9 protein-coding genes are annotated in these 12,258 nt (G+C 55.2%); 4 read left to right on the top strand and 5 right to left on the bottom strand.

Features of this window, described 5'->3' with window-relative positions; translation table 11 throughout:
• Position 1 precedes the first annotated feature (1 nt).
• The 5 genes from HPY30_00375 to HPY30_00355 are packed head-to-tail and all read right to left on the bottom strand — an operon-like array spanning position 2 to position 5,565.
• The gene (locus HPY30_00375) at positions 2-865 is read right to left on the bottom strand and encodes a 1,4-dihydroxy-2-naphthoate polyprenyltransferase (GenBank protein ID QYZ64579.1); all 864 of its coding nucleotides are present in this window, start codon (positions 863-865) and stop codon (positions 2-4) included.
• On the bottom strand, positions 862-1,692 hold the full coding sequence (gene menB, locus HPY30_00370) for a 1,4-dihydroxy-2-naphthoyl-CoA synthase (protein QYZ64578.1): 831 nt from the start codon (positions 1,690-1,692) through the stop codon (positions 862-864). Before menB ends, HPY30_00375 begins: the two co-directional genes overlap by 4 nt.
• Before the next feature lie 41 nt (positions 1,693-1,733).
• Positions 1,734-2,462: a DNA alkylation repair protein gene (locus HPY30_00365; GenBank protein QYZ64577.1), complete on the bottom strand. Its 729-nt coding sequence runs from the start codon at positions 2,460-2,462 to the stop codon at positions 1,734-1,736.
• Complete coding sequence (menD, locus tag HPY30_00360; protein ID QYZ64576.1) at positions 2,463-4,175, bottom strand: 2-succinyl-5-enolpyruvyl-6-hydroxy-3-cyclohexene-1-carboxylic-acid synthase; 1,713 nt, start codon at positions 4,173-4,175, stop codon at positions 2,463-2,465.
• Positions 4,168-5,565, bottom strand: a complete 1,398-nt coding sequence (locus HPY30_00355) for an isochorismate synthase (protein QYZ64575.1) — start codon at positions 5,563-5,565, stop codon at positions 4,168-4,170. Before HPY30_00355 ends, menD begins: the two co-directional genes overlap by 8 nt.
• Before the next feature lie 168 nt (positions 5,566-5,733).
• Between HPY30_00355 and HPY30_00350 the strand changes: the two genes are divergently transcribed.
• The 4 genes from HPY30_00350 to HPY30_00335 all read left to right on the top strand — a co-directional run bounded on the left by HPY30_00350 (position 5,734) and on the right by HPY30_00335 (position 12,241).
• Positions 5,734-7,866 (top strand): FAD-dependent oxidoreductase, encoded by a 2,133-nt coding sequence (locus HPY30_00350; GenBank protein QYZ64574.1) that lies wholly within the window; start codon positions 5,734-5,736, stop codon positions 7,864-7,866.
• 256 nt (positions 7,867-8,122) lie between these two features.
• The gene (locus tag HPY30_00345) at positions 8,123-8,782 is read left to right on the top strand and encodes a hypothetical protein (protein ID QYZ64573.1); all 660 of its coding nucleotides are present in this window, start codon (positions 8,123-8,125) and stop codon (positions 8,780-8,782) included.
• The gene (locus HPY30_00340; protein QYZ64572.1) at positions 8,779-11,205 is read left to right on the top strand and encodes a hypothetical protein; all 2,427 of its coding nucleotides are present in this window, start codon (positions 8,779-8,781) and stop codon (positions 11,203-11,205) included. Before HPY30_00345 ends, HPY30_00340 begins: the two co-directional genes overlap by 4 nt.
• A 418-nt stretch (positions 11,206-11,623) precedes the next feature.
• Positions 11,624-12,241 (top strand): hypothetical protein, encoded by a 618-nt coding sequence (locus HPY30_00335; protein QYZ67845.1) that lies wholly within the window; start codon positions 11,624-11,626, stop codon positions 12,239-12,241.
• Positions 12,242-12,258 lie beyond the last annotated feature (17 nt).

Below are 12,258 nucleotides of genomic sequence, written 5' to 3'. Positions count from 1 at the left end.
CTCAGATTAGCAGGCCCAGGCTGAGCAGCAGGCCAAACATAAGTTGTAACTTCGCGGTGTGCGCCAGCAACTGATTGAATTCGGGGCCGGCGGGAGTCGAGATGAAACGCTGCAAAAGCATAACAGCCCAGGGCAGGACAACGAGCGGTAGCCAGATGCTGGGGGCTTCTTTGTTCATTATGAGAGGCAGCAGAAACGGTGTCAGCAGCAGGAAGCCGTAGAGTATCCGGGCGCGCTTCCGACCCAGATGGAAGACCAGAGTCAGCTTGCGGGCGATCCGGTCGGTATCCAGGTCACGGTAGTTGTTGACCAGCAGCACCGCTGCTGCCAAAAAACCCACCGCGCAGGCTGCGGCAAAAGCATTGAGGGAGAGTGTCAGGGTCTGGATATAGTAGCTGCCCATCACGGCGGCGAGTCCGAAGAAGAGAAAGACGAACAGTTCACCAGAGGCGCTATAGGCGATGGGTTTGGGACCACCGGTATAGGCATAACCCGCAGTGAGGGAGATGAGTCCCAAGGCGATGATTGGCCAGCCCCCAATCCAGGCCAGATAGATGCCGATAAGAAAAGCGGTGCCGAAGCTGAGGTAGGCTGCCTGCTTGACCTCTGTGGCAGTGAACCAGCCCTCTGCCGTGGCGCGGGCGGGACCCATACGGGCTTCTGTATCGGCGCCCCGTTCAAAATCTGCCGCGTCGTTGTGCAGATTGGTGCCGATCTGAATCAGCAGAGCGCCGAGAAGAGCCGCTATAGCAGTTACCCAGCTGAATTGCGAAGTCTCTATCCAGGCGAGACTACTGCCCACCAACACCGGTACCAGTGAGATACCCAACGTTTTGGGGCGTATCGCGAGCAGCCACTGATTCATGGGCGGCGGGGGAATTTGTCGAAGTCAGCCGGACGTTTTTCCACGAAGGCATCCCGCCCTTCCTGAGCTTCATCGGTGAGATAGAAGAGGGCGGTGGCGTTGCCGGCCAACTCCTGGATGCCGGAGAGGCCATCGGTTTCGGCATTAAATGAGGCCTTGAGTACGCGCAGGGCCGTGGGGGAGAGGGTGAGCATCTCACGGCACCACGACACTGTCTCCTGTTCCAACTCAGCTAAGGGTACGACCTTGTTAACCAGCCCCATATCCAGTGCCTGCTCTGCATCGTATTGGCGGCAGAGAAACCAGATCTCCTTGGCTTTTTTCAGCCCCACGGTGCGGGCCAGGAGCCCCGCGCCCAGTCCACCGTCGAAACTGCCCACCCGCGGCCCAGTCTGGCCGAAGCGGGCATTGTCTGCGGCGAGGGTGAGGTCACAGATCAGGTGAAGCACATGACCACCGCCAATCGCATAACCTGCGACCATCGCCACCACGGGCTTCGGCAGTGTGCGGATCTGGCGTTGTAGTTCCAGTACATTGAGATGTTCCACACCCTTGTTGTCTCGATAACCGCCGTCACCGCGAATCTTCTGATCCCCGCCGGAGCAGAAAGCGAGGTCGCCCGCGCCGGTGAGAATGATGACGCCGATTTTAGGATCGAGATGGGCATGGCGGAACGCTTGGCTCAGTTCCTCCACCGTTTCCGGCCGAAAGGCGTTGCGGACATGGGGCCGGTTGATGGTGATCTTGGCGATGCCCTCCGCCTGATGGTAGAGGATATCTTCGAATGCCAGATTCGGCGGTGTCTGCCAACTAATGGAGGTCTGCATGGATTGCTCTGAGTGCTTAACAAAAATCAATTCTAACAGGCTTAGGGTTTCAGTTTCAGATAGGCCTGTCTTTGGGATTTCGGTAGTTTCTCTATGGCATATCGCAGCATGGTGCGTGGCATGGTGGCAGCGTGGCGATCGAGAAATTGTCTCTCTCTGGCAAGATCCCGTTTGCCGATCTCCCTGAGCATCCAGCCTACGGCCTTGTGGATTAGATCCTGGGGGTCGCCGACCAGTTTGTCGGCGATTTTGAGCGCATCCTCGAATTCCCCATTTTTGATGTAACGGAAGGTAGCGAGCATGGCGATGCGTCTTTGCCAAAGGTCGTCTGAATCAGCCCATTCGTAGAGCTGAGATCTATCGTGCTGTTCCAGCCAGGCACCGATGATATGGGGTGCGGAACTGTCAACCAGATCCCAGCTATTGATGTACTCCATGTTGCGGACATAGGTCTGAAAGATCCTTTCCTTAACAGCAAGCTTACCCATCTCAAACTGGTGGATGAGGATGAAGAGGGCGGTGAGGCGCTCTTCATGAAAGACCGACTGCATAAGCTGCTCTACGGCTGGAAGGGCAAGGGACTTGAACTGCCTGGCAACCTTGCGTTGATCCGGCACCACCACGCCATGAAACCGGTCTCCCTCTCCGTACTCGCCTGGGCCTGTCTTAAAAAAACGTTGCAGTATCTCGGCCTTACCCGGCGTGATGCGGGACTTCAAGGCGGCGCGCAAGGCAGATAGTTCTTTTTGGTGGGGCGCCGCTCCTAACATCTAATTATTGAAATCTATCCAATAGTCAGCCTGGCGTTGCAGGCTCTGTTTCCGGTCGATCATCACTTCGATGATCGTGCCGTGTTTTTCCGTGATGGCTTCACTCAGGGCGGGTCTGAATTCGGCCTGTTTTGTAATACGGCGATAATCGATCACGAACAGCTGCGCCGCGTGAGAGAAATCCAGGCCCGTGGGCATCAGCCAGTGTTTTTCAAAGCCTTCCAGTTCGGCCTGTGGCAGTTGGCCGAAGATGGCTCCGCCGCCGTTGTTGAGCAGGATAATGGTTGCGTCTGAATCCCGCATGGCCAGCAGGCCATTCATGTCGTGGAAGAAGGTCAGGTCACCCAGCAATCCAATAACAGGTTCGTTGTTGGTGGCTGCAATGCCGAGCAGGGTGGAGATGTTTCCGTCGATACCGCTGGCACCCCGGTTGGCGAGGAAACGGATCGTCTTGCCGGAGGTGCCGCTCCAGGAATCGAGTTGGCGTATGGGCAGGGAATTTCCACTGAATAGTGTAGCGCCGGATGGGATGCAATTAAAAATCTCAGCGATGATTTTGTCTTCAAAGGGGAGAGGTTCAGGAGCCGGTTGCCGGTTGTTTAAGGCCCGCTCCTGGGCGGCAAAGTCATTGAACCAGTTATCCCCGGTAGAGACAGGATTCATCTCCAGCAATTTTTGGCACAACAGCGTCGGTGTGGCGCGTATCATCTCCGTCACTTGGTGCAGTGGGTCGGGCCAGTTGCCGAAAGGGTCGCAGAGCAGGGTAGGGACATCACTCCCTTCCAGATAGTTGTGCAGGATTTTTGAAACGGGCGCTGCGCCGAATCGCAATACCCATGCGGGTTGATGCCGTTGTCGGAAATTCGGGTTGCGCAGAAAACCGTCGTAGCGGCTGATGATGTGCGACAGGTCATGATTGCCGAAACGCAGCTGGCTGAGGGGGTCGGCCAGAATCGGTGTGTCCAGCGCTTTGGCCAATTTTGTCACGGCATCCGGGAATCCGGGGTGATGGGCATTGGGTCCACAGACGATAAGGCCGGGCAGTCCCGATATGCAGGTCTGGACGCTCTCTATCTGATTCTTATCCGGCAGGATTGATGGTGTTGGTGGTATTTGTTTGGCGGTGGCTTTGGGTAATTCGGGAAACTGCTTTGGGACCAGTGGTTCCCTGAAGGGAAGGTTGAGATGCACCGGCCCGGGATTGGGCCAGCAGGCTTGGTGACCGGCGCGAACCCCCAGAGCGCGGATATAGTCAAACGCCTCGGGCGCAGCGGGTCCCGGATCGTGAAAACCACGCACGTGGGAGCCGAACAGCCGGTTTTGATCGACAGACTGGTTGGCACCACAATTTTGCAGTTCCGGCGGCCTGTCTGCGCTGAGCAGTAGCAGAGGGATGTTCCCGCGGTTTGCCTCGATGACGGCGGGATACCAGTGTGCGGGGGCGCTGCCTGAGGTGGCGATCACGATTACCGGTTTGCGGTCGTGGCTGGCGAGACCTAGCGCAAAGAAAGCCGCACTGCGTTCATCGGGATGGTGCCAGCTGGTAATGTCGCGTCGCCGCTCGATCGCAAGCACCAGCGGCGTGGAGCGGGAGCCGGGAGAGATTACGGCATGATGGACGTCGGTCGCCACTATCCCATCGATCAGTGCATCTGCCCAGCGCAGATTGAGGGCGGCGGTGTCTTCATTTACGCCTTTCGTATGCTCAGGCATTTTCCAATGCTTCCAGCATTGCAAAAAATTTCAGCTCCGTCTCCTTAAACTCGGCAGTAGAGTCGGAACCGGCGGTAATTCCGGCGCCTGCATAGAGCTCTGCGCAGTCTCCATCGAGCAGGGCGCAGCGCAGGAGTACGGCCAACTCTCCGTCTCCAGATGCGCTCAGCCATCCTGCCGCGCCTGTATACCAGCCACGGTTGAATGGTTCATTTCTCCGCAGCCAGGTAAAGGCCTTGTCTGACGGTGCCCCATTTACGGCACCTGTGGGGTGTAGTTTGGTGGCGACATCCAGCAGACTGATACCGGGATTCATCTCTCCCCGAATTTCAGTCCAGAGGTGTTGCAGGTTTCGAAGCGGCATCAGTTGTGGTTTTTGAGGATGTCGTAGATGAGTACAGAGTGGTTCCAGAGCCTGCTTGATGGTATCAACCACGACGCGATGTTCATGTGCCGTCTTGGGATCAGACAGCAGTGCCTCGCCGAGCGCCAGATCCTTGTTCTCTTCGGCGCTTCGCTGTGTTGTGCCGCCGACCGCATCGCAGATGATCTCTGAGCCCCGGCAAGAGAGCAGTCGTTCCGGTGTGGCGGCAGTCAGCGTTACCCCATTGAAACAGGTGGCGAAATGGAGACTGCGGGGATAGAGGCAGTTTAGGGTTGCAGAGAGTCGTACAGGATTCAGTGTGTGCTGGGCCTGCACTCGGATATGTCGAGCCAGCACGGTTTTTTCCAACTCGTCGCGCTTTATCCCGGACTGGAGTTGCTCAACAAGCCTCAGCCACTTATCCGGTGTTGGGGTCGATTCAATCCGGGTCAAGGTTGTGCGTTGTCCCGATGGTCCCGGTTTATGTGACAGCGTGGTAATCAGTTCTTCGAGACGTCCGATCAACTGCCCCAGGATGACGCCTTTGTCGTTATCGACGCTGCAGTCCCAACTGCATGAGAGTACGCAACTGTTATCACGCTGTTGCAGCAGCAGTTGCGGGAGAAAGAGTCCGGTGTTGGGCATACCTTTCCATGCAGCATCCATTGGGTCGTCGGGTGCAAAGGCAAAGCCGATGAAAGTGATGGGGTGACAGGTGGTCTGTTCAGGATCGAGCCGTATCCAACGGCTTAGCAGCTGCTTGAATGCGGCTGCCAGGCGTTTCAACCGGTCGTTTCCGGAGGTGGTGATAGTCAGCGCATCTCCGATGCCGATGACATATTCATCCTGTTCGGGTTTGGCCCAGAAAAACCAGTTGTCATCAGCCATGGCCGACAGATTGTGCAGGTGGACCTCCGGCAGAGGCAGCGTCAGGGTGATGACCTGATCTGAGGTGGCTGCATGGTCTTGCAGCACCTTTTTTAATTTTTTCTGGACGCGCTCGATAAGCGCCTGACGGTCAAACATAGACTTAATGTTACCTGATTCAGAAATAGGAAAGGAGATTTCATGCTGGCCGGGCATTACGTTTCTTCCCTGTATGGCCTATTGTGGGACTGTGGCGGATGAATCCGCGAGAGATTCTCTCGCGTAGTAGAGTCTGACAAATACTATCATTGAGAGATTGCAGGACTGATGAATAGACAAAAAGGGCTTTTACTGCTGGTGATTATCGGCTTGGTCGGTGCGTTTTTTTACTTCGACCTGACCCAATACCTTACCCTGGAGTACCTGCAGACACAGCGGGATGCATTGATCGAGTGGCGACGGTCTGAGCCTCTGTTTGCGGCGGCGCTGTTTTTTGTTGTCTATGTGTTGGTAACCGCATTGTCACTGCCGGGGGCAACAGTGATGACCCTGGCGATTGGGGCGGTTTTCGGCCTGCTTTGGGGGCTGCTGCTGGTCTCCTTTGCCTCTACCATAGGGGCCACGCTGGCCTTTGTCATCGCACGATTTCTGTTGCGTGATACGGTTCAGTCACGCTTCGGAGACCGTTTGAAATCGATCAATGCAGGTATAGAGAAGGATGGTGCCTTCTATCTGTTCACCCTGCGTCTGGTTCCGCTCTTTCCCTTCTTTGTCATCAACCTGGTGATGGGGTTGACGCCGATCAAAACCATAACCTTCTACTGGGTAAGTCAGGTCGGCATGCTTGCGGGCACGATTGTCTACGTCAATGCGGGTACCCAACTGGCAGGACTCGACTCATTGTCCGGGATTCTGTCACCAGGCCTGATTGGCTCCTTTGTGCTGCTCGGTTTTTTTCCACTGTTGGCGAAAAAGTTTGTCGCACTGGTCAAGGCGCGCCGCGCCATGGCCGGATGGAAACGTCCGGCAAAGTTTGATCGAAATCTTGTGGTGATCGGTGGTGGTTCAGCGGGTCTCGTCTCCGCCTATATTGCTGCTGCAGTAAAGTCGAAAGTGAGCCTGATCGAAAAGCATAGGATGGGGGGAGACTGCCTGAATACCGGTTGTGTTCCCTCCAAGGCGCTGATCCGTTCGTCACGGATTCTGGCCCAGTCCCGACGTGCCCAGGAGTGGGGGTTCGATGCTATCGATGTGAAATATGACTTTGCCCAAATCATGGAGCGGGTACAAAAAGTGGTTGGTGAGGTTGAGCCTCACGATTCTGTTGAACGCTATTCGGAACTGGGTGTCGATGTAATCCAGGGTGAGGCGAAGATCACCTCGCCCTATGTGGTGGAGGTGGATGGCCGTGAGATCACCACCCGGGGCATCGTTGTTGCCACCGGCGCGCGACCCTTTGTGCCGCCGATTCCGGGTCTCGATCAGATCGATTATCTGACTTCGGACAACTTGTGGCAGCTGAGAGAACTCCCACAGCGGTTGCTGGTGCTTGGTGGTGGTCCCATCGGTTGCGAACTCTCCCAGGCCTTTGCCCGCTTCAGCAGTCAGGTCACCATGGTAGAGATGGCGCCGCGACTGATGATTCGCGAGGATGAGGATGTGGCTGCGCTGGTCACCGAACGCTTTCTTGCGGAGGGGATCAATGTACTGGTCGGTCATCGTGCCACCGGGTTCAAGGTGGTGGATGGCGAGAAACGACTGCTTTGCGACTACGATGGAGAAACCGTCGAAGTCGTTTTCGATCAGGTATTGGTCGCGGTGGGACGTCGCCCCAATACCCAGGGCTTTGGTCTGGAAGCGTTGGATATTCCCCTGAATCCGAACGGTACCATCGAGACGAACGAGTATCTGGAGACCCGTATCCCCACCATCTATGCCTGCGGCGATGTGGCTGGTCCCTACCAGTTTACTCACACCGCTGGTCACCAGGCCTGGTATGTTGCAGTCAATTCCCTCTTCGGCAGCTTCAAAAAGTTCAAGGTCGACTATTCAGTGATTCCCTTTGCCACTTTTACCGATCCCGAGGTGGGAAGGGTCGGTCTGAATGAGCAGGAGGCCAAACAGCAGGGCATCGACTATGAAGTCACCCGCTTCGACCTCTCTGAACTTGATCGGGCGATCGCCGAGGGTGAGGCTCATGGCATGGTGAAAGTACTCACAGTGCCGGGCAAGGATAAGATTCTCGGCGCCACCATCGTCGGCGAAAATGCGGGGGAGTTGATCGGCGAATTTACCGCCGCCATGCGCCATGGGTTTGGGCTCAACAAGATTCTTGGGACCATCCATATCTACCCGACCCTGTTTGAGGCCAACAAGTACGCTGCAGGGGTCTGGAAGAGGAATCACAAACCGGAAAAATTGCTGAACTGGGTCGAACGATTTCACGCCTGGCGGCGGTGAGCCGGTAAAATGGCAGAGTGGGGGGTGACGCCTCCGCCCCCCCTTTTTTCTTGCATTCTCATTGAATGGAACTAAAGTGGTTAATCAATAAGAAGTCACAAATACAAGCAGGCAACAGAAGAAGAAAAAGAAAAGGAAATTTCATGTTGACCCTTCTGCCGAACACCATCCTCGGTTCTATTTCCACGCCAGATGCAGTCCCCAGTGACTGCCCTCCTGCCTCGTCTCACGTTCCTGCCCCTCTGGGAGAAGATTCATGAAAAAAGGCACTCAATATTCACTGCGTGGATTTGCCGCTGTGCTCGGCGCCATCGTGTTCCTGTCGCAAATGAGCGGCTGCGCGACAGACGCACAAAGCATTGCATTGGGTGCGGCGGTGGTGACCGCTTATGCTGGGCGGACACCGAGTAACGAGATTGAGCAGACCTACTATCTCGGTGTCTTCGATCCGCAGGACCAGATTCCACCCACCGTCTACCGGGTAAGGGTGCATGGTCAGGCCAGCGCTCTCAGCGGGGTAAAATTCGCCTCGGGTTGGGTGCCGGCACAGGTGATGGATGCCCTGGGCAGCACCACAGCATTCCAGAAAGGAAGCGACAAGGTCACTATCGAAAAATCGGACGAAACCTTCAGTAGTTTTGAAACCGGCAGACGGCTGATGCTCTTCGGCCCCGAGGGATTCCGCGAAGCCCCGGCCAGCCACCGGCTGGTAATTGCCATGGGTTCTTCACCTGAGGCATTTTTCAACGCCATGAATGAATCCCTCGGCGTACTGGCCCAGGTCACCCAGAGCCAAGGCAGCAATGAGTTGAGTAATCTGCTCTTCGAGGCGTTGATCACCACGCGCAGTCAGCGTGAACAGGTGGATGATCTGATCGCCGATGCCAAGCAGGACATGCCGGAGGCCGCCAAATGAACGGTCGCAAAGGTATTCTTGCAATCCTGCTGCTTATCCTCCTGCTGACTGCCGGTTGCGCCACCATGCGCGTGGATGTGGATGTCTACAAAGGTCCCATGTCCAACCACGAGGATGTACAGATCGAACAGATGGCAGTGATGGCGATTGGGGCCAAGCCGGTGCTGTTGCAGCTGCGTGATGAGTTTCTTGTTGTCGATGAGGGGTGTGTGCGGCCGGACAGCAGTAACTGGGTCGAACTAAAGAAAAATGCAAAAGCGCGAAGAGTCAATGCGATCCTCTGTCTCTATGAAAACCGGGCTGAATCCCTGATGGATAGATATCTTTCCCAGGCTGAGCGGCTTCTGGAGCGGCTTGAAAAGACTGATTCTGTTAATGACCCGCAAGCATATAGAAGGCTGATGTCAGAAATGCTCTCACTGGCACTGAAGGTGATCGTCGAGGTCAACCAGCCCAGGTTCAAAACATTGGTAGATCAGCAGGAAGTCACCAGACTTGCGACAGATGTGGTTGTCTCAATCATCAAGGTAGGGAAGTTTGAAAAGGCGTTGAAAGCCGCGAATAGGAGACCTGGTCATCAAAAGCAACTATTCGCCCTTACTGCCCAGCTTGCGAGCGCACCGGAGTTTTTCAGTAAAAAAGAGGTATTGCGCGTATGGCTTGAGGAGAAGCCCTTCGAGACAGTGAAGATGGTCCGTGACGTACAACACAGGGTGAAAATTGAAGACCTGGTTCTGATGAAACCAGATGGACGCCCCTTGATCCCGATGATGAAACGGCGTTTGGTGCAGCTCGCCACGACCGTCTCAGGCCTCGATTTTGAAAAAGGCCGACTCGATGATGGTCTGGAAACCCTGGTTGAAAATTATATCGACTCAAGAGACGGGGAAGATTGCATCGGTGTGGTCTGTGAAGAAAAATTGCAACGGCGACGGCTGCGGGATGCACTGATAAGATTTGCTGAAAAGATACTGTTCATTGCCAACCACCGGGAGCTTTTCGAGAGGTCGGAAACCGCAATCGATGATGGCCTGGATCGCTACACATTGGTGCTACAGGCCATCGGCAACTCCATTCTTAATCAGGCTGATGAGCTCACTCATTCTAAAGCCCACCAACGCCGACTTGAACATCAGCAGGAGTCTGAATACCAGGCACTGGAACAGGCGGCAAAGGTCAATACTGATTATGCCGTCCCTCCCAGGGGTGAGAAGAACCAGCGCGAGGTCCTGGACGATCTGATTGCCTTCCTGCGCTACGATCTGGTGCTTGCTACCCGTAAAGGTGGTGATACCGGTCGCGCAGGGCAGATCGAAAAGGCGCTCAAGTTGTCGCTGGAGCATCGGGCCTCCATGATCCATATTCGACCCCCATCAGCCTATCTGCGTTCCAGTTTTGCCGCCACCGGTCTGCAGGACGAATCACGTATCCGCTGGAAAAACATGCTCGACGAGAGAGGTTTTAAAGCTTCTCTCCCCTTTGGTGGTGGTGAAAAACTGGTCAACAAAGACGATAAATACAGAATTCCGATCCTCGAAAGCATCGACAAACAGTACTGGCAGAATATCAACAGTGTCCGGGTCAGTGGCGGCGGCGATACCAACTACGCCATTGCAAAGGACGACATCGGTAACTGGTATGTCAAATCCTTCTCCGCTGACCCGACACCCATTATCCGGGGCGCCCAGCGCATGGCCCTGTTTGCAGCTGGCGGTGATTCAGTCAATCTGCTGAGTCGGCTCGATCGTCAACAGGCTTTGCAGAAACAGATTGATAACAAACTGGCGAACGGACAGGATGTTACCGACGATCTGGAAATGCAGAGGCAGTTGGAGGCGGAGGAGCCTGCAGGCGGCAGCCCTGCGCTTCAACGGGTGTTTGAGCGCAACAGGGAGGTCTATGTTGCGGCAACTCAAGAGGAGTTTAACGATCTGCGGTCGAAAGTCGGGCAGGGTGCCGGTTCGCTCGATAAGGCACTCTCGGCAGCCTGGGAGGCTGAAATCTCCTTTTCTGGGGATGTCGATGGTTCCCGGAAGGCCGATTTTGTGAAGAAACTCAACGAGAAACTGGCTGCTTCCAATAGCTTCCTTATCAATGCGCGCCAAGCTCTCCATCTCTCGGATGATGGCAGCGAGAGTGCTGAAAAGGATAAACAAGTCACTGATGCACAGAGAGAAAAGGGGATTGTCGTAGCGCTCAAGCAACTCAGGCGCATGCACAATGCCCTCTATGCCAAAGTTGGGGCGATTGATCTGATTGCCGCTGAGCCCGCACATACCGAAGCTGTCAGCAACCGCACCCAAGCGGCGCTGGATGTCTCCAGAATCATTCTCGGAGAAGTGTTGGCAGCTGCTGAAAAACGCCGGGACAACCTGAAACACTACGAGGATGCGGTACTCATCATCGGCGATGCCGGCGAATAGCGGTTGAGCAGAGAGTTTGCCTACCCCGGATTTTGCCTAGGAGGCTGTTGAGTTTAACGCGGTTTGGCTGCAAATCCCTGGATGGCGATCAACTCAGCTTATCGAACTCGTTAAATAGGCCCGCTATTCGCCTCATTCGATAAACTGATTTGATTCGCCCCCAGTGATTTTCGCTTCAAACGGATAAACCCGACAGCCTCCTAGACAGGCTGCCCGTCACGGGTATCGGAAACCGGCTACAGGTGACGCACCGCCGCTTCCAGTATTAGTAATCTATGTTATTCTTCATGAACACGACCCGAAACATTTCAAGTGCTTATTCAGGGTGATTTTCATGCTGTCATATCGGCCCCTTTTCTTTTTATTGCTTTTTCTGCCATTTTTACTCAACGCTGCCGGGGCGGCATGGGAAGGCAGTATGGTTGACGGCAGTCGCATTACTATCGATCCAATTACCAACAAGGCTACCCGCTCATCCGAGGGGGTGAGTTCCCAGCTGTGGGATGGCGTGCATCGGCTCGACAACGGCGCGGTGATTATCGTGAGGGATGGTGTTGTGGTGAGGGATGCGATACTGCTGGAGTCCCAACAGCAGCAGCAGATGGAGGAGGAGAGGGAGGCGTGTAGCCTGTTGGTCCGAAAGGTCTGCGGTCAGCATGATGAGTGTCGTGGCCATCCTGCCTGTAATCCTGCCCGGCAGTTGTTGGCGCTGGAGCAGGAGGAGGCGCAACAGCAATGGGACGGGCGCGCCCGTGAAAGTTCACGTCTTTGTCTCGACGCGCTGACACAAAACGACTATTTTCAGACCTGCACCAAGCGTCCCACAGGTACACCGAGCACATCTTGCGAAGTGCTGCGCCAAAAGGTGTGCGGAAGGCGACTACAGTGTGCCGGTACTCAGGCCTGTGACCTTGCCGATCAATTGTTGCTGATGGAGATGGATGAACAGGTGTTGTCTCCAGATATCTTCACCCAAACCGGTGCGCAATGCCGGGAAGCACTGGGAAATACCGATCTGTTCAGTCGTTGCGATTAGCGCCCCTTCAACGTGAT

The organism is Gammaproteobacteria bacterium (ex Lamellibrachia satsuma) (assembly GCA_019623805.1).
GTDB lineage: Bacteria > Pseudomonadota > Gammaproteobacteria > Chromatiales > Chromatiaceae > QGON01.
Note: the sequence above shows the minus strand (reverse complement) of the source record. Positions and strands in the feature narration are given on the sequence as shown.